Raw genomic sequence first — 21868 nt, forward strand, 5'->3', positions numbered from 1 at the left:
CATGGCGCACCACTCCCATTATTCCGAGGGCTACGGCCCGGTCGGCCCGGCTCCGCAGGAGCACAGCGTTGTCTACACGACGCTGCACTTCGACAAGCCCTGGTCGTACGAGAACTACCTCAAGACCGGCGGCTATGCCGCCTGGCGCAAGATCCTGGACGAGAAGATGGATCCGGCCGACGTCATCGAGATGGTCAAGCAATCCGGCCTGCGCGGCCGGGGTGGCGCGGGCTTCCCGACCGGCCTGAAGTGGAGCTTCATGCCGCGCAGCGCGCCGGGTCAGAAGTACATCCTGTGCAACTCGGACGAGTCCGAGCCCGGCACCTGCAAGGATCGCGACATTCTGCGCTACAACCCGCATTCGGTGATCGAAGGCATGGCCATTGCCTGCTACGCCACCGGCTGCACCGTGGGCTACAACTACCTGCGCGGCGAATTCCACCACGAGCCCTTCGAGCACTTCGAGCAGGCGCTCAAGGATGCTTACGCGAACGGTTGGCTGGGCAAGGACATCCTCGGTTCGGGCGTGGACGTGGACATCCACGCCGCCCTCGGTGCCGGCGCCTACATCTGCGGCGAAGAGACCGCGATGATGGAGTCGTTGGAGGGCAAGAAGGGGCAGCCGCGCTTCAAGCCGCCGTTCCCGGCCAACTACGGCCTGTTCGGCCGGCCGACCACGATCAACAACACCGAGACCTATGCTTCGGTGCCGGCGATCATCCGCAACGGCGCCGAGTGGTTCCTCAACCTGGGCAAGCCCAACAACGGCGGACCGAAGGTTTTCTCGGTGTCGGGCCACGTCAACAACCCGGGCAACTTCGAAGTCCGCCTCGGCACGCCTTTCTCCGAGCTGCTGGCCCTGGCCGGCGGCGTCAAGGATGGCCGCAAGCTCAAGGCCGTGATCCCCGGCGGTTCGTCCATGCCGGTGCTGCCGGCCGAGAACATGATGGCCTGCACCATGGACTACGACTCGATCCAGAAGGCCGGTTCCGGCCTCGGTTCGGGCGCCGTGGTGGTGATGGACGAGACCACCTGCATGGTCCGCGCCTGCCAGCGCATCTCCCGTTTCTACTACGCCGAGTCCTGCGGCCAGTGCACGCCCTGCCGCGAGGGCACGGGCTGGATGTACCGCGTGCTGACCCGGATCGTCGATGGCAAGGCCACGATGGAAGACCTGCACATGCTCAAGAGTGCGGCCGGCCAGATCGAAGGACACACCATCTGCGCCTTCGGTGAAGCCGCGGCCTGGCCGGTGCAGGGCATGCTGCGTCACTTCTGGTCCGAGTTCGAGTACGCCATCGTCAACAAGCGGTTCTATGTCGATGACCTCGCCAAGGGTCAGGTCGTCGTCGCCGCGGAGCAGGCCGCATGAGCGCCCAGCCAACCGCCCCGAACGCCGCGCCGGACGTGGTGAGCATCGAGATCGACGGCGTCGCCATGACCGCGCCCAAGGGCTCGATGATCATCCAGGCGGCCGACAAGGCCGGCATCCCGGTGCCGCGCTTCTGCTACCACGAGAAGCTGCCGATCGCCGCCAACTGCCGCATGTGCCTGGTGGACGTCGAAAAGATGCCCAAGCCGGCGCCCGCCTGCGCCACGCCGGTGATGGAAGGCATGAAGGTCACTACCCAGACCAAGCGCGCGCTTGATGCGCAGCGCAACGTCATGGAGTTCCTGCTGATCAACCACCCGCTTGATTGCCCGATCTGCGATCAGGGCGGCGAGTGCGAGCTGCAGGACATCTCGATGGGCTACGGCCGGTCGGTGTCGCGCTACGTGGACCGCAAGCGCGTGGTCGCCGACGAAGACATGGGCCCGCTGGTCGCTACCGACATGACCCGCTGCATCCAGTGCACCCGCTGCATCCGCTTCACCGCGGACGTGGCCGGCACCTTCGAGCTGGGCGGCATGTACCGCGGTGAGCACCTGCAGATCGGAACCTACGACGGCAAGCCGCTGATGACTGAACTGTCGGGCAACGTCATCGACGTTTGCCCGGTCGGCGCGCTGACCAACAAGGTCTTCCGCTACCGCGCCCGCGCCTGGGAGCTGGTCGCCCGTGAGTCGCTGGGCTACCACGACGCCCTGGGTTCGAACCTGTACCTGCACGCCCGCCGCGGCGAAGTGCTGCGCACCGTGCCGCGCGACAACGAGGCGGTCAACGAGTGCTGGCTTTCCGACCGCGACCGCTACTCGCACCAGGGCCTGGCGGCCGCTGATCGCGTCAGCCGCCCGATGCTGCGCGAAGCCGAGGGCTGGCGTGAAGCGAGCTGGGACGAGGCGCTGGCGCAGGCTGCCAAGCTGGTCAAGAACGCCGGGGAATCGCTCGGCGTGCTGGTGCACCCGGCCACCTCGAACGAAGAGGGCGCACTGCTGGCGAGCCTGGCCTCCGGCCTGGGCAGCGGTCACCTCGACCATCGCCTGAAGGCGATCGACTTCGCCGACGACGCCTTCGCTCAGCCCTTCGAGCTACCTGCCGCGGCTTTGGAAACTGCCGACGCCGTGCTGCTGGTCGGCTGCAACCTGCGCCACGAGCTGCCACTCCTGCACCAGCGCCTGCACAAGGCCGGCAAGCTTGGCGCCAAGGTGTTCGTCATCAATCCGGTGGAGTTCGAAACGACCTTCGCCGTGGCCGGCAAGCGCATCGTCGCGCCCTCGCAGCTGTCCGGCGCACTCGCTGCCGTGGCCCAGGCCGCGGGCGCGTCCTTGCCACAGGGCGTCGCGGCTCAGGATCACGAAGGCGCCAAAGACATGGCCGACGCGCTGGCCAAGGCCGGCAACGCGGTGATCGTGCTCGGTGAGATGGCCGAAAACCACGCCCAGGCTTCCTGGCTGCGTGCCACCGCGCGTGCGCTGGCGAGCACCACCGGCGCCAGCCTCAATCGCGTGCCGCAGGGTGCCAATGCCGTTGGCCTTGCGCGACACGGCGTCCGTCCGCAGGGTCAGGGCAAGCATGCCGAAGCGATGTTGGCCAAGCCGTTGCCGGCCTATGTGCTGTACGGCATTGAGCCGCAGTACGACTTCGCCCATGGCGCCCAGGCGCTCAAGGCGCTGGCCGGTGCTCAGGTGGTCGCGTTCGCCGCTTTCGCCAGTGACGAGCTCAAGAAGCTTGCCCACGTGATCCTGCCGATCGGCCTGCTGCCGGAGATTGAGGCCACGCTGACCAACCTCGACGGCACCGACCAGGCCACCCAACCCGGCGGCAAGCTGCCGGGCGAGGCCCGCGCCGGCTGGCGCGTGCTGCGTGCCTTGGGCGGCCAGCTTGGCCTGCCTGGCTTCGAATTCACCGACCTGCACGGCCTGCGCGCTGGGCTGGCACCGGCGGCGCCGGAGCAGGGCAGCGGTCTGGCCGAGATGGGCAAGGCCGATGCCGGCCTGGAGCGCATCACCAGCACGCCGATCTATCGCGGTGACGCGGTGCTGCGTCGCGCGGCGGCGCTCAATGCGCATCCGCTGACCCAGGGCGCCCGCATCGTGCTGCACCCGGAAGAAGCGCTGTCGCGCGGCCTGTCCGACGGTGGTATGGCCAAAGTGGGCGACGGTATTGGCAGCGCGGTGCTGCCGGTCGCCATCAGCGCCCGCGTGGCGCGCGGCGCGCTTTGGATCGAGAACGGCTACGAGGCCACGGCGCCGATGTCGCCGACCGCGCGGCTCGCGGTGGTGGGGGCCTGAGATGATTGATGCGATCCGCGACTTCCTGCTCGGCTACGGCGGCCTCGGCCTGGTGGCCTGGACCTTGGCCAAGATCATCGTGCTGGTGCTGCCGATCACCATCGGCGTGGCGTTCTTCACGCTGTTCGAGCGCAAGGTGATCGGCTGGATGCACGTGCGCAAGGGACCGCAGTTCATCGGCGGTTTCTTGGGCATCGGCGTTATCCAGGCCTTCGCCGACGTGTTCAAGATGCTGTTCAAGGAGTTGGTGATCCCGGCGAACGCCAGCCCGCTGCTGTTCCGGCTGGCACCGCTGCTGGCGCTGGCGCCGGCGCTGGCGGCCTGGGCGGTGATTCCCTTCGGCGAAGGCCTGGTGCTGGCCGACGTCGACGCCGGCCTGCTGGTGCTGCTGGCCCTGACCTCGATGGGCGTCTACGGCATCATCGTCGGCGGCTGGGCGTCGAACTCCAAGTACGCCATCCTGGGCTCGCTGCGTTCGGCGGCGCAGGTGATCAGCTACGAAATCGCGATGGGCTTCGCCCTGGTCGGCGTGCTGGTTGCGGCCGGCACCATGAACCTGACCCAGATCGTGCAGGCGCAGGCCGGCAACCTGGGGGCGCTGGAGTGGTTCTGGCTGCCGCTGTTCCCGCTCTTCATCATCTATTTCATCTCCGGCGTCGCCGAAACCAACCGCGCGCCCTTTGACGTCGCCGAGGGCGAGTCCGAGATCGTCGCCGGCTTCCACGTCGAATACTCCGGTTCGGCCTTCGCGATCTTCTTCCTGGCCGAATACGCCAACATGATGTTGGTCAGCCTGTTGACCGCAATCCTGTTCCTCGGCGGCTGGCTGTCGCCGTTCCCGCCGTCGTGGGGCTTCCTGGGCGAGCCGGGCTGGTGGTGGCTGGCGCTGAAGTTCGGCTTCTTCGCCTTCTGCTTCGTCTGGTTCCGCGCGTCGTTCCCGCGTTATCGCTACGACCAGATCATGCGGCTGGGTTGGAAGATATTCATCCCCATCACGATCGTCTGGATCTTCGTGACCGCCATCATGGCCTACAACAGCTGGTTCACGCTCGGGGCCTGAGGACGCTATGAATCGGATCAAGAACTACTTCAAGAGCCTGTTGCTGCTCGAGCTCCTGGCCGGTCTGCGACTGACGCTGGGCTACATGTTCAAGCCCAAATACACGCTCAACTATCCGTTCGAGAAAACCCCGCAGTCGCCGCGTTTCCGTGGCCTGCATGCGCTGCGTCGCTACCCGAACGGCGAAGAGCGCTGCATCGCCTGCAAGCTGTGCGAGGCGGTCTGCCCGGCGCTGGCGATCACGATCGACTCCGAGCCGCGCGCCGACGGTTCGCGTCGTACCACCCGCTACGACATCGACCTGTTCAAGTGCATCTACTGCGGCTTCTGCGAAGAAAGCTGCCCGGTGGACTCGATCGTCGAGACCCACATCCACGAATACCACTTCGAAAAGCGCGGCGAGAACATCGTCAGCAAGCCGCAGTTGCTTGCCATCGGCGACCGCTTCGAAGAGGAAATCGCCCAGCGGCGCGCCGTCGACGCGGCTTACCGTTGAGGCAGGGGACAACGCCATGACCTACCAACTCGCCGCCTTTTGGGCCTTCGCCACCGTTACCGTCCTGGCTGCGCTAGGCGTGATCCTGGCGCGCAACCCGGTGCACGCCGTGCTGAGCCTGGTGCTCACCTTCTTCTCCACCGCCTGCCTGTGGCTGTTGTTGCAGGCCGAGTTCCTCGGCGTTGTGCTGGTGCTGGTCTATATCGGCGCCGTGATGGTGCTGTTCCTGTTCGTGGTGATGATGCTCGACATCAACACCACGCCGGCGCGGGAAGGCTTCACCCGCTACCTGCCGATCACCGGTGCGGTGGTGGTGGTGATGGCGGCCGAGATGGTGCTGCTGATCGGCGGCAAGCGTTTCGAGATCGGGCTCTCTTCCACCGATCCGGCGGCTGCGCTGGGCAAGACCAACCTGCAGTGGATCGGCGAGACCCTGTTCAGCAAATACATCCTGCCGTTTGAGATCGCGGCGGTCATCCTGACCGTTGCCCTCGTGGTGGCCGTGATGCTGACCCTGCGCCGCCGTCCCGGCACCAAGCACCAGGACCCCGGCCGCCAGGTGGCGGTGCGCAGCGAAGACCGCGTGCGGCTCGTCAAGGTCGTGTCCGAACCCCGCCAGGAGCACAACCCGTGATCAGCCTCGGCCACTACCTCGCGCTCGGCGCGGTGCTGTTCTGCATCAGCGTCGCCGGCATCTTCATCAACCGCAAGAACGTCATCGTGCTGCTGATGTGCATCGAACTGATGTTGCTGGCGGTGAACATCAACTTCGTGGCGTTCTCCCGGTTCCTGGGCGACGTCTCGGGTCAGATCTTCGTGTTCTTCATCCTGACCGTGGCCGCCGCCGAGGCCGCCATCGGCCTGGCCATCCTGGTGACGCTGTTCCGCAACAAGCGGACCATCAACGTCGCCGAACTCGATTCGTTGAAGGGCTGAGCGCGCCATGATCTCCATGAACACGCTCCTGGTCATCGCGCTGGCGCCCCTGCTGGGTGCCGCCATCGCCGGCCTGTTCGGCAAGCAGGTCGGCCGGGCAGGGGCCCATTGGGTCACCATCGTCGGCGTCGCGGTCAGCTGTGCGCTGTCGTGCCAGGTGCTCTGGCAGTTCGCGGTGGGCAATGCCGACCCGTTCAACGAAAACGTCTACACCTTCTTCCAGGTTGGCGGCTACGCCGCGCACGTGGGCTTCATGGTCGACAGCCTCACCGCCATGATGATGGTGGTGGTGACCTTCGTGTCGCTGCTGGTGCACGTCTACACCATCGGCTATATGGCCGAAGACCCCGGCTACCAGCGCTTCTTCAGCTACATCTCGCTGTTCACCTTCAGCATGTTGATGCTGGTGATGAGCAACAACTTCCTGCAGCTGTTCTTCGGCTGGGAGGCGGTGGGCCTGGTGTCGTATCTGCTGATCGGCTTCTGGTACAAGCGGCCGACCGCCATCTTCGCCAACCTCAAGGCCTTCTTGGTCAACCGCGTCGGTGATTTCGGCTTCCTGCTGGGTATCGCCGGCGTGCTGATGTGGCTGGGCACGCTGGACTACGCGACCGCCTTCGCCCAGGCCTCGAATGCCTCGCTCAGCGAGACCTTCACGCTGTGGTCGGGCCAGGTCGCCCTGTTCGGCCATACCTGGCAGGTGCTGGCGAATCCGGTGCAAGTCCAGGTGATCAGCTTTATCTGCATCTGCCTGTTCATCGGTGCGATGGGCAAGTCGGCCCAGGTGCCGCTGCACGTCTGGCTGCCGGACTCGATGGAAGGCCCGACCCCGATTTCGGCCCTGATCCACGCCGCCACCATGGTGACGGCCGGCATCTTCATGGTCGCGCGCATGTCGCCGCTGTTCGAGCAGAGCGAGGCGGCGCTGGGCTTCGTGCTGTTCATCGGCGCCACCACCGCGCTGTTCACCGGCTTGATCGGCATCGTCCAGAACGACATCAAGCGCGTGGTGGCTTACTCCACGCTGTCCCAGCTCGGTTACATGACCGTGGCGCTGGGCGTGTCGGCCTATTCGGCGGCGGTGTTCCACCTGATGACCCATGCCTTCTTCAAGGCGCTGCTGTTCCTGGCGGCGGGCTCGGTGATCATGGGCATGCACCACCAGCAGGACATGCGCAAGATGGGCGGCCTGCGCAAGTACATGCCGATCACCTACATCACCAGCCTGATCGGTACGCTGGCCCTGGTCGGCACGCCGTTCTTCTCGGGCTACTTCTCCAAGGACACGATCATCGTGGCCGCGGGCGAGGCCGCCAAGACCGGCGGCTGGATCCAGACCTACGGCTACTGGGCGGTCATGCTGGGCGTGTTCGTCACGGCCTTCTACAGTTTCCGCCTGCTGTACCTGACCTTCCACGGCAAGGAGCGCTTCCGCGAGGTCGACGCCCACGGTCACGGCGAGCACGATGCGCATGCCGACGCCCACCACGACGTCGTCCATGACGATCACGGCCACCATGGCCCGGTCGAGCCGCACGAGTCGCCCAAGGTCGTCACCATCCCGCTGATCCTGCTGGCCATCCCGTCCGTGCTGATCGGTTTCTTCACGGTCGGCCCGATGCTGTTCGGTGATTTCTTCCGCGGAGCCATCGAAGTGCTGCCGGCCCACGACACCGTGGCCGCAGCCGCGAAGACGCTCTGGCATGACGACCATGGCTGGCTGTCGGCGGCCATCGGCTTCGGCCTGCACTTCCTGGGCTCGCCAGTATTCTGGATAGCGTTCGCGGGCTTCGCGTCGGCCACCGCGCTTTATCTGTTCTTCCCGGACACCGCCACCAGGATGCGCGCCAGCAGGCTCGGCGCCTTCCTTACCCGCATCCTGGAAAACAAGTACGGCTTCGACGACCTGTGGATCAAGGGCTTCGCGGGCGGTGGCATCAAGCTCGGCAAGTTCTCCTGGAAGCGCGGCGACGCCGGCCTGATCGACGGCCTGCTGGTGAACGGTTCGGCGGTGCTGGTTGACCGCATCGCCGGCATCGTCCGCCACCTGCAGACCGGTCGCCTCTACAACTATGCCTTCGCCATGATCATCGGCCTCATCGTCCTGCTGGCGGTGCTGGTGCGGACGGTCGGCGCCTGAGACCCACAAGGAAGACCTGATGGAAGCCAACTGGCCCCTGCTGAGCGTGTTGATCTGGCTGCCCATCCTCGGCGGCCTGCTCACGCTGGCCTTCGGCGACGCGCGTTCGAACCAGGGCAAGGTGTTCGCCCTGACCGTTGCCCTGGCGACCTTCGCCGCCAGCCTGATGCTGTTCGCCGGCCACGACTACGGCTCGCCCGCGATGCGCTTCGTCGAAGATCGCGCCTGGATCCCCAGCTTCGACATCCGCTACGCCCTGGGCGTTGACGGCATCTCGATGGCGCTGATCGCGCTGACCAGCCTGACCACTGCGCTGGTGCTGATTGGTTCCTGGACCTCGATCGACCGTCGCGCGCACCAGTACTTCGCCGCGTTCCTGGTGCTCGAGGGCCTGATGATCGGCGTGTTCTGCGCGCTCGACGCCATGCTGTTCTACGTGTTCTTCGAAGGCATGCTGATTCCGATGTTCATCATCATCGGCGTCTGGGGCGGGCCGAAGCGCGTCTATGCTTCGATCAAGTTCTTCCTGTACACGTTCCTGGGCTCGGTGTTCATGCTGATCGGCCTGGTCTACCTGTACCTGCAGACGGTGGAGGCGGGCAACGGCAGCTTCATGCTGGCCGACCTGTACCAGCTGCGCCTGACCGGTACCGAACAGATGTGGCTGTTCTTCGCCTTCCTGGCTGCGTTCGCGGTCAAGGTGCCGATGTTCCCGGTCCACACCTGGCTGCCCGACGCCCACGTCGAGGCGCCGACCGGCGGCTCGGTCATCCTGGCGGCGATCATGCTCAAGATCGGTGGCTACGGCTTCCTGCGCTTCACGCTGCCGATCGTGCCCGACGCAGGCCAGGAATGGGCCTGGCTGGTGATCGGGCTGTCGCTGGCGGCCGTGGTCTATATCGGCCTGGTGGCGCTGGTGCAGGAAGACATGAAGAAGCTGATCGCCTATTCGTCGATCGCGCACATGGGCTTCGTCACCCTCGGCACCTTCATCGCCTTCGCCCTGGTGCGTGAGCTCGGCAGCACCGACGCCGCCCAGCTCGGCCTGCAGGGCGCGATGGTGCAGATGATTTCCCACGGCTTCATCTCCGGCGCCATGTTCTCCTGCGTCGGCGTGGTCTACGACCGAATGCACAGCCGCATGATCCGCGACTACGGCGGCGTGGCGAACACCATGCCGTGGTTCGCCGCCTTCTTCGTTTTCTTCGCGATGGCCAACTCGGGCCTGCCGGGCACGTCTGGCTTTGTCGGTGAGTTCATGGTCATCCTGGCGGCCTTCCAGCACAACGTGTGGGTGGCCTTCGCGGCCGGCTTCACGCTGATCCTGGGCGCTGCCTACACGCTGTGGATGGTCAAGCGGGTGATCTTCGGCGAGGTGGCCAACCACCACGTCGCCGAGTTGACCGACATCAACGGCCGCGAGGTCCTGGTGCTGGGCGTGTTCGCCTTGGGCACGCTGGCCCTGGGCGTCTATCCCAGGCCGCTGACCGACCTCATGGAAGCACCGATCGCGCAGCTGCTAACCCAGCTCGCCGCCACCAAGCTGTAAGGGAATTCGAATGGCCTTGCCGATGCCGACTCTCGCCGACCTGGTACCGCTGGGACCGGAAATCTTCGTCTGCGGGGCAGCGTTCGCGCTGTTGATGGTGGACCTGTTCCTGTCCGACCAGCGTCGCGGCCTGACCCACTTCCTGGCCCTGTTCATACTGGCCGCGGCGGCGGTGCTGACCGCCCGCGACATGGCGATGGTGCCGGTGTACGGCTTCGCCGACCTGTTCGTGCGCGACACCGCCAGCGACGTGCTCAAGATGGCGGTTTACGTGGTGGCTGGCGCCTCCTTCGTCTATGCCAAGCCCTATCTGCAGGACCGCGGCCTGTTCAAGGGCGAGTTCTATGCCCTGGGCCTGTTCGCGGTGCTGGGCATGATGCTGATGATTTCCTCCAACAGCATGCTGGTGCTCTATCTGGGCCTTGAGCTGCTGGCGCTGAGCTCCTATGGCCTGGTTGGCATGGATCGCGACAACCCGCGCTCGTCCGAGGCCGCGATGAAGTACATCGTGCTCGGCTCGCTGGCATCGGGCCTGCTGCTGTACGGCATGTCCATGGTCTATGGCGCCACCGGCAGCCTGCAGCTCGGCGAAATCCACGCCGCCGCCGCCAGCACGGGCGATCGCACGCTGCTGCTGTTCGGCGTGGTGTTCATGCTGGTGGGCATCGCCTTCAAGTTTGGCGCGGCGCCGTTCCACATGTGGCTGCCCGACGTTTATCACGGCGCACCCACGGCAGTGACCTTATTCATCGGTTCGGCGCCCAAGCTCGCGGCATTCGGCATGGCCTATCGCCTGCTCGAGTCCGGGGTGGGGCCGCTGGACGCCTACTGGCAGGACATGGTGGCCTGGCTGGCGGCGCTGTCGCTGGTCATCGGCAACCTGGTGGCGCTGGTGCAGACCAACCTCAAGCGCATGCTGGCCTACTCGACCATCTCGCACGTGGGCTTCCTGTTCATGGGCCTGGCCCAGGGCGGGCAGTCGGGCTACTCGGCGGCGATGTTCTACGCCATCAGCTACGCGATCATGTCCATGGCGGCGTTCGGCGCCATCATCCTGCTGTCGCGCAAGGGCTTCGAGGCGGAAGATATTTCCGACTTCAAGGGCCTGTGGTCGCGCCATCCCACCCAGGCGATGCTGGTGCTGTTCGTGATGGCTTCGCTGGCCGGCGTGCCGCCGTTCCTGGGCTTCTGGGCCAAGCTTGAAGTGCTGCGTGCGGCGCTGGACGCGGGCCTGATGTGGCTGGCCATCCTGGGCGTGGTGGCGGCCGTGGTCGGCGCCTTCTACTATCTGCGCGTGGTCAAGGTGATGTTCTTTGACGAACCGGAAGGCGAGGGTCCCCGCATCCACGGCGACAGCCACGTGCGCGTACTGTTCGCGGTCAATGCGGTCGCCTTGCTGGTGCTGGGCTTGTTCGCTGAGTGGATCCTGGCCTGGTGCCGTCTGGCTTTCCCGGTCGCCTGAATCGCCTGATCAACATTGGGCTTGCGCCGGCCTCGTCGGCGCCCCTATAATGCGCGCCTACTGTTGCGGGGTGGAGCAGTCTGGCAGCTCGTCGGGCTCATAACCCGAAGGTCGCAGGTTCAAATCCTGCCCCCGCTACCACAGTAGTCGTACACGGCGCTAACTCAGCAATGAGCGCGCCGTTTTCGTTTCTGATGATCGCCTCGCCGATCAGTTCCCCGCAGAGTATCCCGTGCCGCCGGCATGCTCCGGCCGCGTTGCGCCAACCGCTGCAACGATTCCTTCCCACCTCGCTTTCCTGCGGCGCCAGGCGTGCCGGTGCACGCCTGCACGGCGCCGCAAGTGCTGCGGTCGATGATGGCGAACTCGGGATGCTCGGTGGTGATCCACTTGCTGCAAGGCCGGCGTACTCAGATCGCGTCAACTCTGCAGCTTGCAGACAGAGGCGTGAAAATTGCTTACGCCCGGCGAAAACCTGGCGTTGACAATGGAAACTTGGGCCAATAGAGTCCCGAAAAAAAGGCGGTCGACAAAAGGAGTGATGATCATGGCGAGGAAAGTTCTGCTCGGCGCCGTCATCGCCTTAGCTTGTGCGTCTGCGTATGGTGAGGCGCCTGAAGGTGCTGCGCTTGCAGCTGAAAACCGTACCTTCACCTATGAAGCGGATAGCTTCTCCGTTGATGAGTCTGCCGAGAAAGTCAACGTAATCGGCATGACGCTGGAGCTGGATAGATATGCCCAGCTCAACGCTCAATCGGCATCTTTCCATATAGGCACGAACGCAGTGCCACAGGTCGTCGAGCTCGATAAAGTTGAGATCAAATCGGGCGATCAATTGGTTGCCTCGGCAGACACGGCAGTTTTTTATCCTGAGCTGCGGACTCTTACCGCGGATGCCTATCACTTGTCGCATGCGCCGATCCCCATGGCTTCACTTGTCCCTCCGGATCACACCTATACGTGTCGGAACGGCGTTCTGCACGACAACGGCGAGCCGATCGGAACCAGCACTTGCATTAACATTGACGGTGGCGGCAGCCATTCCCTTTCTTGCTCTGAGGGAGGGGGGCGCGTCAGGGTCCAAGTGAACGTAGAGTCTTGTCCGCTCACCTGATTCGTCGGTGTGACGGCGGGATCTCCTCTTTCCCGTGCCAGGGTCGTAACGCCATTAAGGCCGCCCAGGTCCAGGGCCGCACCCTCGAGCGCCAGGCTGATGGGCTGCGGCAGGCTCTGTGTCGGCTGGTGGCAGGCGAGGGCGAGGTCGGCGAGGTGCTCGAGAAGCCAGCTCGGGAGTTGGTCTCGAGGCCGCCGTAGGGACTCCGTCACAGCCGCCTTGCGCGGCCAGCCCTCGACCCGTATCATGCGACACCCAACTGAATGCGGTCGGGCTCCGGCAGATGGTTTCCATAGCCTGCCCCCGCTACCAGTTTCTGGCCTTGATCCGAAAGGACTCAATGCCAAGGCTTTTTCCTCGGGTCGGCCGACATGGCGGCTCCGGGAAGCCGGAACCTGGATGTACCGGAAAAGGGCCTCACGGCCCTTTTTTGTTTTCGAAATTCCGTAACCAAGAAGGCACTGACCGAACCGATGACCGGCAAGGCGACTGAAATCGGCGAATTGCTTACCCCCACGGTGGAGGCCTTGGGCCTGGAACTGTTGGGCATCGAGTTCGCGCCCACCGGCCACAGCGCGCTGCTGCGTCTTTACATTGACGCGCCCGGCCGACTGGTCGCGATCGAAGATTGCGAGGCGGTCAGCCGCGAAGTCGCCGCCGTGCTCGACGTCGAAGACCCGATCAGCTCGCAGTACACGCTGGAAGTGTCTTCGCCGGGCATCGATCGTCCGCTGTTCACGGCTGAGCAGTTTGGTCGCTTTATCGGCGAGCAGGCCAAGCTGACCCTGCGCATGGCGCAGGACGGGCGCCGCCGCTTCCAGGCCAAGATAACCGGCGTGGAAGGCGACGACATCCTGATGGCGCATCAGGCCGGCGACATGCGCATTGCGCACGACAACATCGAGAAGGCGCGACTGGTCCCCGACCTGGTTGCCCTGGGCCTGGCGGCCCAGCCCAAGCCCACCGGCCCGGACGGCACCCGCCGCAAGGCCAAGAAAGAATCCTGATCAAAACCCCGGGGCGGTTGATCTGCCCCTGACGGAGCTGGAAAAAGATGAGTAAGGAACTGTTGCTGGTGATGGAAGCGGTGGCCAACGAGAAGGGCGTGCCGCGCGCCGTGATCATCGAGGCGATGGAGGCCGCGCTGGCCTCGGCCGCCAAGAAGCGCTACCACGAGCAGGACGTGTCCGTGCGCGTGGCCATCGACCCCAAGGACGGCAATTACGAGACCTTCCGCCGCTGGGAAGTGGTGGCCGACGACGTCGTGATGGAGTCGCCCGAGCGCCAGATTCGCCTGATGGATGCGGTTGACGAGAAGGAAGGCGCCGTCGTCGGCGACTTCGTCGAGGAGCAGGTCGATAACGCCGAATTCGGCCGCATCGCCGCCCAGGCCGCCAAGCAGGTGATCGTGCAGCGCGTCCGCGAGGCCGAGCGCGCGCAGGTGCTGGACGCCTGGCGCGACCGCGTTGGCGAGCTGGTGAACGGCATCGTCAAGCGCGTCGAGCGCGGCAATGTGTTCGTGGACCTGGGCGGCAACGCCGAGGCCTTCATTCCCAAGGACAAGGCCATCCCGCGCGACGTGCTGCGCCCGGGCGACCGCGTCCGTGGTTACCTGCTCGACGTGCGCGCCGAGCAGCGCGGCCCGCAGCTGTTCATCAGCCGCACCGCGCCTGAATTCATGATCGAGCTGTTCAAGCTCGAGGTGCCGGAAGTCGGCCAGGGCCTGGTCGAGATCAAGGCCGCCGCGCGTGACCCGGGCGACCGCGCCAAGATCGCCGTGCTGGCCCACGACCACCGCACCGATCCGATCGGCGCCTGCATCGGCATGCGCGGTTCGCGCGTGCAGGCCGTGAGCAACGAGCTCAACGGCGAGCGCATCGACATCGTGCTGTGGTCGGACAACCCGGCGCAGTTCGTCATCAATGCGATGGCGCCGGCCGAAGTGCAGTCGATCATCGTCGACGAAGAGAAGCACTCGATGGACCTCGCGGTCGCCGAGGACAAGCTGGCCCAGGCCATCGGCAAGGGTGGCCAGAACGTCCGCCTCGCCAGCCGCCTGACCGGCTGGCAGCTCAACGTCATGACCCAGGACCAGGTCACGGCCAAGTCCGAGGGCGAGCAGGCCACCGCGCGCCAGCTGTTCATGGACAAGCTGGAAGTGGACGAAGAAATCGCCGGCATCCTGGTCGCCGAGGGCTTCAGCACGGTCGAGGAAATCGCCTACGTGCCGGCCGCCGAGCTGTTGGCGGTGGAAGGTTTCGACGACGATATCGTCGAAGAACTGCGCGCCCGTGCCCGCGATGCGCTGCTCACCGAGGCCCTGGCCGCCGAAGAAGAGATCGAAGAGCACAAGCCGGCCGACGACCTGCTGTCGCTCGACGGCATGGACGAGGCGCTGGCCTACACCCTGGCCGGCCGCGGCGTCATCACCCGTGACGACCTCGCCGACCTGGCTACCGACGACATCACCGATATCGAAGACATGGATGCCGATCGCGCCGCAAAGCTGATCATGGCCGCGCGCGCGCACTGGTTCGAGTAAACGGATCCAGAAGCACCGCTCCACGTCGTTCCCCGCATCACCACGCGCGCCCCGGCGCGCAGTCCCAAGGAATCACCAACCAATGTCTGAAGTCACCGTTGCTTCGCTGGCCAAAGTGCTGGGTATGCCCTCCGAGAAGCTGCTTGAGCAGCTTTCGGGTGCGGGCATGACCTTCAGCGGGCCGGACCAGGTGGTCAGCAGCACCGAGAAGATGAAGCTGCTCGGCTTCCTGCGCCGTACCCACGGCAAGGACGACAAGCCGGCGGAAGCGTCGGTGCCCAAGAAGATCACCCTGAGCCGTCGCAAGCAGGAAGAGCTGACCGTGAGCGCCGGCAAGACCAAGTCCACGGTCACCGTCGAAGTGCGCCAGAAGCGCACCTACGTCAAGCGCGACGAAGCCGATGCCCCGGTGACCGACGAGCGCCAGGAAGCCCTGCGCAAGCTCGAAGAGTCCAAGGCCCAGAACGACGCCGAACTGGCTGCGCTCAGCGAAACCGATCGCAAGCGCAAGCTCGAGCGTGACGCCGAGCAGGCCCGCCTTGCCGCTGAGGAAGCCGCGCGTAACGCGCCGGCGGAAGTGGCGCTGCCCGAGCCGGTGTTCGAGGAAGTCATCGAGGAAGCGCCGCCCAAGCCCGCGCCGCGCCCCGCCGCGCCCGCCGGCCCGGTCGGCCAGATCATCATTCACGAGCCGCGCAAGGCGCGTCCGGTCGCGCCCAAGCCGGCGCCGGCCGCACGTCCGGCACCGTCTGGTCCCAGCAAGCCCGGTCCGGGCGCCAGCAAGCAGGCGCCGCCCAAGAACAAGGCCGTCCGTGGTTCGCATGCGATGGTGGACAACGAAGGTGAGGAGGGCCAGGCCAGCCGTTTCGCGGCCGGCCAGCTGCATCTCACCGATTCCGAACGCGCCCGCCGCGGTGCCGCCGGCAACCGCAAGAAGACCAGGATGCGCGGCCCCGAGCCCGCACGTACCGCCAGCGGTGCGCACGGTTTCTCGCGTCCGACCGCGCCGATCGTCCGTGACGTCTTCATCGGCGACTCCATCACCGTGGCCGACCTGGCCGTGAAGCTGGCCATGAAGGGCGGCGAAGTGGTGCGTACGCTGTTCAAGATGGGCGTCATGGCGACCATCAATCAGATCATCGACCACGACACCGCTGTCCTGGTGACCGAAGAACTCGGCCACCGCGCCAGCAAGGCCAACGAAGACGACGCCGAGATCGCGCTGGTCGCGCATCAGGAAGACGTGCAGGGCGAGCGCAGCACCCGTCCGCCGGTGGTCACCATCATGGGTCACGTCGACCACGGCAAGACCTCCTTGCTCGACTACATCCGACGCACCAAGGTTGCCACCGGCGAAGCCGGCGGCATCACCCAGCACATCGGTGCTTACCACGTTGAAACCGACCGCGGCGTCATCAGCTTCCTCGACACCCCGGGTCACTCGGCGTTCTCCGCCATGCGTGCCCGCGGCGCCAAGCTCACCGACATCGTGGTGCTGGTGGTCGCGGCCGATGACGGCGTGATGCCGCAGACGATCGAAGCGGTGAACCACGCACGCGCCGCCAAGGTGCCGCTGCTGATCGCCGTGAACAAGATGGACAAGCCGGAAGCCAACCCGGACAACGTCAAGCAGGGCCTGGTCAAGATCGAAGTCGTGCCGGAAGAGTGGGGCGGCGACGTTCAGTTCGTGCCGATCTCGGCCAAGACCGGCATGGGCGTGGACGCGCTGTTGGAGGCGATCGCCCTGCAGGCCGAGGTGATGGAACTCACCGCGGTCTACGACGCCCGCGCCACTGGCGTCGTGATCGAATCCGCGCTCGACAAGGGCCGCGGCCCGGTCGCTACGGTGCTGGTGCAGCAGGGCACCCTGAAGAAGGGTGATTACCTGGTTTGCGGCGTCCATTACGGTCGCGTACGCGCCCTGTTCGACGAGAACGGCAAGCAGACCGACCAGGCCGAACCGTCCATCCCGGTGGTCGTGCTGGGCCTGTCGGGCGTGCCCGACGCCGGCGACGACTTCGTGGTCGTGGCTGACGAGCGGCTTGCCAAGGAAGTGGCCCAGCAGCGTGACGCCAAGCGCCGCGAGTCGCGCCTGGTTTCCACCGCCGGTTCGCGCATGGAAGACATCATGGCCTCGATGGGCCAGGACAAGGACCAGGCCAACCTCAACCTGTTGGTCAAGGCCGACGTGCAGGGTTCGGTCGAGGCGCTGCGCCAGTCGCTGGTTGCGCTGTCGAACGACCTGATCCGCATCAACGTCATCAGCTCCGGCGTGGGCGGCATCACCGAGTCCGACGCCACCCTGGCGGCGACCTCGAAGGCCGTCATCATCGGCTTCAACGTCCGCGCCGACGCCAGCGCCCGCAAGGTCATCGAGACCAACGGCCTGGACCTGCGCTACTTCTCGATCATCTATGACGTGATCGACCAGGTGAAGCAGGTGGCTTCCGGCCTGCTGGGCGTCGAGATCCGCGAGGAAATCCTGGGTATCGCCGAGGTCCGCGACGTGTTCCGCAGCTCCAAGTTCGGCGCGGTCGCCGGTTCCCTCGTCACCGAAGGTACCGTCAAGAAGTCCAAGCCGATCCGCGTGCTTCGCAACTCGGTGGTGGTCTTCGAAGGCGAGCTGGAATCGCTGCGTCGCTTCAAGGACAACGTGGAAGAGGTTCGCAGCGGCGTCGAGTGCGGCATCGCGGTGAAGGCCTACAACGACGTGCAGCCGGGCGATCAGATCGAGTGCTTCGAGCGCATCGAGGTCCAGCGCACGCTGTAAGGCGAGCGCGAAGCCATGGCCAACAAGAGCTTCCATCGCACCGATCGCGTCGCAGCCCAGCTGCGGCGCGATATCGGCCAGATCGTGCACCAGGCGGTGCGCGAATACGGGCTGCCCTCGGTCAGTGTTTCCGACGTCGAGGTAACCCGTGACCTGGCCCACGCCAAGGTCTTCGTGACCGCGCTGATTGGCGAGCAGGGTCCGGCGGCGGTGAAAGGCCTGAAGGAGATCGCGCCCGAGCTGCGCTATCGCCTGGGCCAGGCCGTGCGCATGCGCCACGTGCCCGAGATCCACTTCTTCTACGACGACTCGGTCGACAAGGGCGAGCGCATCGATCAGCTGCTGCGCGACAACCCGCCCGGTCCCGCCGAGGACTGAGTCCGGCGCGTGGGCCGCAACGTTTTCCGCCCCCTCGACGGCATCCTGCTGCTCGACAAGCCCGCTGGCCTGAGTTCCAACCAGGCTCTCCAGCGCGTGCGCCACCTCCTGCGAGCCGAGAAGGGTGGCCACACTGGCGCCCTCGATCCGCTGGCCACCGGGCTGCTGCCGCTTTGTTTCGGCGAAGCCACCAAGATCGCGGGCCTGTTGCTGGGTGGCCGGAAGGCCTACGAGGCCGAAGTTCGGCTGGGCCAGGTCACCGATACCGACGATGCCGACGGACAGGTGCTGCGCGAGCGACCGGTGCCAGCACTGGAAGCGGCCGCGGTGCGGGCGGCGCTGGCGCCATTCCTGGGCCGGATCATGCAGCGGCCGCCGATCTACTCGGCGCTCAAGCAGGGCGGCGAGCCGCTGTACGCCAAGGCCCGCCGGGGCGAAATGGTCGAGATCGCGGAGCGCGCCGTCGAGGTCGAGGCGATCGAGCTGCTGGCCCTGGACGGGGAACGCCTGCGCCTGAGCGTCACCTGCGGCTCGGGCACCTACATCCGCAGCCTGGCCCGCGACCTGGGCGAGGCCCTGGGCTGCGGCGCCCACATCACGGCCCTGCGCCGGACCTGGGTGGAGCCCTTCAACCCGCCGCTCATGTATTCCTTTGACGCGCTCGAGGCGGTCGCCGCGGCGGGTGGGGAACCGGCCCTGGAAGCCCTGCTGCTGCCGGTCGAGGCCGGGCTGGCCCATTGGCCGGCCGAGGTGGTGGACCCGGACCAGGCCAAGCGTCTGGGGCAGGGCCAGGCCGTTTCGGGCCTGAAGGCCCTCCTGCAGGACCCGGTAGGAGGGCCTTCAGGCCCGAAGCCCTTCACCGTAAACCTTCTGGACGCGACCGGCCGCTCCCTGGGCCTGGGCGAATGGCGTGAAGACGGCCAACTCTGGCCCAAACGCCTGTTCCGCTGGGCATCTGCCTCATGACGGCGCCGCCGGGATCGCGACGACGCTGAAGCCTTGTCCGCAAAGGCCGCTTCCGTTAAACTTTTGCGGCTTTCACAAGCACCTCCCGACCGGCGGGCCACGCGGTGCGACGTCAATTCTGGCGACGTTCCTGCAGGCTGCGCATCACCAAGAAGAAAACCAATGTCCATTGATACCGCCAAGATCATCGAAGAGTTCAAGCGCGTTCCCAACGACACCGGCTCCCCGGAAGTCCAGGTCGCCCTGCTCTCCGCCCGCATCGACCACCTGACCGACCATTTCAAGGCGCACAAGCAGGATCACCATTCCCGCCGCGGCCTGCTCAAGATGGTCAACCAGCGTCGTTCGCTGCTGGGTTACCTGAAGAAGAAGGACCAGTCGCGCTACCAGACGCTGATCGAGCGCTTGGGCCTGCGCCGCTAATACAAGTTAAAAGACGCGGCGCAGTGATGCGCCGCGTTGCATTTCGGGGCTTGGAAATCCGAATGCGAAACCGCCGGGCAGGGTGCCCGTCGGCATGAATCCGAAAAGAGGACTAAATCATCGTGGCGAAAGTAACCAAGACGTTCCAGTACGGGTCGCACCAGGTCACCCTTGAGACGGGCGAAGTCGCCCGCCAGGCCAGTGGCTCGGTCATCGTCAAGTTCGACGACACCGTCGTGCTGGTGACGGCAGTCGGCAACAAGAACGCGAAGGAAGGCATGGACTTCTTCCCGCTGACCGTCGACTACATCGAGAAGTTCTACGCCGGTGGCCGCATCCCGGGTGGCTTCTTCAAGCGCGAAGGTCGCCAGACCGAGCGCGAGACCCTGGTTTCCCGCCTGATCGATCGCCCGATCCGTCCGCTGTTCCCCGAGCACTTCCGCAACGAAGTGCAGGTCATCGCCACCGTGATGTCGATGAACCCCGAGATCCACGGCGATATCCCGGCCCTGATCGGCGCCTCCGCCGCCCTGGCCCTGTCGGGCATCCCGTTCGCGGGTCCGATCGGCGCCGCCAAGGTTGGCTACGTCGACGGCAAGTACCTGCTCAACCCGTCCACCACGCAGCTCAAGACCTCCGACCTGGAACTGGTCGTCGCCGGTACCGCCAACGCGGTGCTGATGGTCGAGTCCGAGGCCAAGGAACTGAGCGAAGACGTGATGCTGGGCGCCGTGATGTTCGGTCACGAGCAGCTCCAGGCCGTCATCAAGGCCATCAATGAGCTGGTCGCCGAAGTCGGCGTCAAGCATTGGTCCTGGACCGCGCCGGAAAAGGCCCAGGCCCCGATCGACGCGCTCAAGGCCGCCATCGGCAACAAGCTCGAAGCCGCCTTCCAGGTGCGCGACAAGCTCGAGCGCAAGGACGCGATCTCGGCGCTCAAGAAGTCCGTCATCGAATCGCTCAAGCCGCAGGCCGAGGCCAATGGCTGGAGCCTGGCCGACCTGTCGAAGGAATTCGGCGAGTTCGAGTACAGCACCATGCGTGACTCGGTGCTCAAGACCAAGGTCCGCATCGACGGCCGCGCGCTCGACACCGTCCGCCCGATCTCGGTGCAGACCGGCGTGCTGCCGCGCACCCACGGCTCCTCGCTGTTCACCCGCGGCGAGACCCAGGCCATCGTGGTCGCCACCCTGGGCACCGCCCGCGACGGCCAGATCATCGATGCCGTCGAAGGCGAGTCGAAGGACCACTTCCTGTTCCACTACAACTTCCCGCCGTACTCGGTCGGTGAAGCTGGCCGCATGATGGGCCCGAAGCGTCGCGAGATCGGCCACGGCCGTCTTGCCCGCCGCGGCGTCCAGGCCGTGATGCCGTCGATGGAGTCGTTCCCGTACACCATCCGCATCGTCTCGGAAATCACCGAGTCGAACGGCTCGTCGTCGATGGCCTCGGTCTGCGGCTCCTCGCTGGCCCTGATGGACGCCGGCGTGCCGATCAAGGCGCCGGTGGCCGGTATCGCCATGGGTCTGGTGAAGGAAGGCGGCGACTACGTCGTGCTCTCCGACATCCTGGGTGACGAAGACCACCTCGGCGACATGGACTTCAAGGTGGCCGGCACCGAGGGCGGCATTTCCGCCCTGCAGATGGACATCAAGATCGACGGCATCACCGAAGAGATCATGAAGGTCGCGCTGGCCCAGGCCAAGCACGGTCGCCTGCATATCCTCGGCGAGATGGCCAAGGCCATCAGCAGCCCGCGCCAGGAGCTGTCCGAGTTCGCGCCGCGCCTGCTGACCATCAAGATCCACCCGGACAAGATCCGCGAAGTGATCGGCAAGGGTGGCGCGACCATCCAGGGCATCACCAAGGAAACCGGCACCCAGATCGACATCCAGGACGATGGCACCATCATCATCGCCTCGGTGAATGCCGCCGCTGCCCAGGCCGCGAAAGCGCGCATCGAGCAGATCACCTCGGACGTCGAGCCGGGCCGCATCTACGAAGGCAAGGTCGCCAAGATCATGGACTTCGGCGCCTTCGTCACCATCGCCCCGGGCAAGGATGGCCTGGTGCACGTGTCGCAGATCTCCAACGAGCGCGTCGAGAAGGTTTCCGACAAGCTCAAGGAAGGCGACCTGGTCAAGGTCAAGGTGCTGGAAGTGGACAAGCAGGGCCGCATCCGCCTGTCCATCAAGGCCGTCGAGGAGGGCGAGGGCGTCTAAGCCCCCGCTTCCACGCAGCACACGAGAAAGCGGGCTTCGGCCCGCTTTTTCTTTGCCCCGTGTAGGAGGGCCTTCAGGCCCGAAGCCTCTGTGGCAGGGACTTCAGTCCCGATGCTTCTTGCGAAAAGCATCGGGACTGAA

At 65.6% G+C, this 21868-nt stretch carries 17 protein-coding genes and 1 tRNA gene; all 18 read left to right on the forward strand.

All coding sequences use genetic code 11. From position 1 onward, the window contains the following. Position 1 precedes the first annotated feature (1 nt). The 18 genes from nuoF to pnp all read left to right on the forward strand — a co-directional run bounded on the left by nuoF (position 2) and on the right by pnp (position 21727). The gene (gene nuoF / locus ACYVGY_RS03870; RefSeq protein ID WP_460456144.1) at positions 2 to 1372 is read left to right on the forward strand and encodes an NADH-quinone oxidoreductase subunit NuoF; all 1371 of its coding nucleotides are present in this window, start codon (positions 2 to 4) and stop codon (positions 1370 to 1372) included. Beyond that, positions 1369 to 3672: an NADH-quinone oxidoreductase subunit NuoG gene (gene nuoG, locus ACYVGY_RS03875; RefSeq protein ID WP_460456145.1), complete on the forward strand. Its 2304-nt coding sequence runs from the start codon at positions 1369 to 1371 to the stop codon at positions 3670 to 3672. The genes nuoF and nuoG overlap by 4 nt, the downstream gene beginning before the upstream one ends. Before the next feature lies 1 nt (position 3673). Continuing rightward, on the forward strand, positions 3674 to 4732 hold the full coding sequence (nuoH, locus tag ACYVGY_RS03880; protein WP_460456146.1) for an NADH-quinone oxidoreductase subunit NuoH: 1059 nt from the start codon (positions 3674 to 3676) through the stop codon (positions 4730 to 4732). A gap of 7 nt (positions 4733 to 4739) precedes the next feature. After that, positions 4740 to 5228, forward strand: coding sequence for an NADH-quinone oxidoreductase subunit NuoI (gene nuoI / locus ACYVGY_RS03885; RefSeq protein ID WP_460456147.1), 489 nt, complete (start codon positions 4740 to 4742; stop codon positions 5226 to 5228). Positions 5229 to 5244: 16 nt separating this feature from the next. Further along, entirely contained in the window at positions 5245 to 5862 is a 618-nt protein-coding gene (locus ACYVGY_RS03890; protein ID WP_460456148.1) for an NADH-quinone oxidoreductase subunit J, read from the forward strand. Further along, entirely contained in the window at positions 5859 to 6164 is a 306-nt protein-coding gene (gene nuoK / locus ACYVGY_RS03895) for an NADH-quinone oxidoreductase subunit NuoK (RefSeq protein WP_034209925.1), read from the forward strand. Before ACYVGY_RS03890 ends, nuoK begins: the two co-directional genes overlap by 4 nt. A gap of 7 nt (positions 6165 to 6171) precedes the next feature. Then, positions 6172 to 8304 (forward strand): NADH-quinone oxidoreductase subunit L, encoded by a 2133-nt coding sequence (gene nuoL / locus ACYVGY_RS03900; protein WP_460456149.1) that lies wholly within the window; start codon positions 6172 to 6174, stop codon positions 8302 to 8304. 19 nt (positions 8305 to 8323) lie between these two features. Further along, positions 8324 to 9853, forward strand: a complete 1530-nt coding sequence (locus ACYVGY_RS03905; protein WP_460456150.1) for an NADH-quinone oxidoreductase subunit M — start codon at positions 8324 to 8326, stop codon at positions 9851 to 9853. A 10-nt stretch (positions 9854 to 9863) separates the two neighbouring features. After that, positions 9864 to 11315, forward strand: coding sequence for an NADH-quinone oxidoreductase subunit NuoN (gene nuoN / locus ACYVGY_RS03910; protein WP_460456151.1), 1452 nt, complete (start codon positions 9864 to 9866; stop codon positions 11313 to 11315). A 64-nt stretch (positions 11316 to 11379) separates the two neighbouring features. Beyond that, a tRNA-Met gene (locus ACYVGY_RS03915) sits at positions 11380 to 11456 on the forward strand. A gap of 313 nt (positions 11457 to 11769) precedes the next feature. Beyond that, positions 11770 to 12429 (forward strand): hypothetical protein, encoded by a 660-nt coding sequence (locus ACYVGY_RS03920; RefSeq protein ID WP_460456152.1) that lies wholly within the window; start codon positions 11770 to 11772, stop codon positions 12427 to 12429. Positions 12430 to 12902: 473 nt separating this feature from the next. After that, a complete protein-coding gene (gene rimP / locus ACYVGY_RS03925; protein ID WP_460456153.1) occupies positions 12903 to 13436 on the forward strand; it encodes a ribosome maturation factor RimP in 534 nt (177 codons plus the stop codon). A gap of 47 nt (positions 13437 to 13483) precedes the next feature. Next, positions 13484 to 14971: a transcription termination factor NusA gene (nusA, locus tag ACYVGY_RS03930; RefSeq protein ID WP_460456154.1), complete on the forward strand. Its 1488-nt coding sequence runs from the start codon at positions 13484 to 13486 to the stop codon at positions 14969 to 14971. A gap of 82 nt (positions 14972 to 15053) precedes the next feature. After that, entirely contained in the window at positions 15054 to 17738 is a 2685-nt protein-coding gene (infB, locus tag ACYVGY_RS03935; RefSeq protein ID WP_460456155.1) for a translation initiation factor IF-2, read from the forward strand. A gap of 15 nt (positions 17739 to 17753) precedes the next feature. Further along, positions 17754 to 18116 carry a 30S ribosome-binding factor RbfA gene (rbfA, locus tag ACYVGY_RS03940; RefSeq protein ID WP_460456156.1) on the forward strand — a complete coding sequence of 121 codons (363 nt, stop codon included), beginning with the start codon at positions 17754 to 17756 and terminating at the stop codon, positions 18114 to 18116. Positions 18117 to 18125: 9 nt separating this feature from the next. Next, positions 18126 to 19082, forward strand: a complete 957-nt coding sequence (gene truB / locus ACYVGY_RS03945; RefSeq protein WP_460456157.1) for a tRNA pseudouridine(55) synthase TruB — start codon at positions 18126 to 18128, stop codon at positions 19080 to 19082. A 162-nt stretch (positions 19083 to 19244) separates the two neighbouring features. Next, positions 19245 to 19505 carry a 30S ribosomal protein S15 gene (gene rpsO / locus ACYVGY_RS03950; RefSeq protein ID WP_460456158.1) on the forward strand — a complete coding sequence of 87 codons (261 nt, stop codon included), beginning with the start codon at positions 19245 to 19247 and terminating at the stop codon, positions 19503 to 19505. A gap of 122 nt (positions 19506 to 19627) precedes the next feature. After that, positions 19628 to 21727 carry a polyribonucleotide nucleotidyltransferase gene (gene pnp, locus ACYVGY_RS03955; protein ID WP_460456159.1) on the forward strand — a complete coding sequence of 700 codons (2100 nt, stop codon included), beginning with the start codon at positions 19628 to 19630 and terminating at the stop codon, positions 21725 to 21727. Positions 21728 to 21868: the final 141 nt, after the last annotated feature.

The organism is Arenimonas alkanexedens (assembly GCF_054781355.1).

Bases quoted from the DNA above. Each gene is read 5' to 3' on its own strand.
- nuoF (WP_460456144.1), top strand. From the start codon at position 2: ATGGCGCACCACTCCCATTATTCCGAGGGCTACGGCCCGGTCGGCCCG.
- nuoG (WP_460456145.1), top strand. From the start codon at position 1,369: ATGAGCGCCCAGCCAACCGCCCCGAACGCCGCGCCGGACGTGGTGAGC.
- nuoH (WP_460456146.1), top strand. From the start codon at position 3,674: ATGATTGATGCGATCCGCGACTTCCTGCTCGGCTACGGCGGCCTCGGC.
- nuoI (WP_460456147.1), top strand. From the start codon at position 4,740: ATGAATCGGATCAAGAACTACTTCAAGAGCCTGTTGCTGCTCGAGCTC.
- ACYVGY_RS03890 (WP_460456148.1), top strand. From the start codon at position 5,245: ATGACCTACCAACTCGCCGCCTTTTGGGCCTTCGCCACCGTTACCGTC.
- nuoL (WP_460456149.1), top strand. From the start codon at position 6,172: ATGATCTCCATGAACACGCTCCTGGTCATCGCGCTGGCGCCCCTGCTG.
- ACYVGY_RS03905 (WP_460456150.1), top strand. From the start codon at position 8,324: ATGGAAGCCAACTGGCCCCTGCTGAGCGTGTTGATCTGGCTGCCCATC.
- nuoN (WP_460456151.1), top strand. From the start codon at position 9,864: ATGGCCTTGCCGATGCCGACTCTCGCCGACCTGGTACCGCTGGGACCG.
- rimP (WP_460456153.1), top strand. From the start codon at position 12,903: ATGACCGGCAAGGCGACTGAAATCGGCGAATTGCTTACCCCCACGGTG.
- nusA (WP_460456154.1), top strand. From the start codon at position 13,484: ATGAGTAAGGAACTGTTGCTGGTGATGGAAGCGGTGGCCAACGAGAAG.
- infB (WP_460456155.1), top strand. From the start codon at position 15,054: ATGTCTGAAGTCACCGTTGCTTCGCTGGCCAAAGTGCTGGGTATGCCC.
- rbfA (WP_460456156.1), top strand. From the start codon at position 17,754: ATGGCCAACAAGAGCTTCCATCGCACCGATCGCGTCGCAGCCCAGCTG.
- rpsO (WP_460456158.1), top strand. From the start codon at position 19,245: ATGTCCATTGATACCGCCAAGATCATCGAAGAGTTCAAGCGCGTTCCC.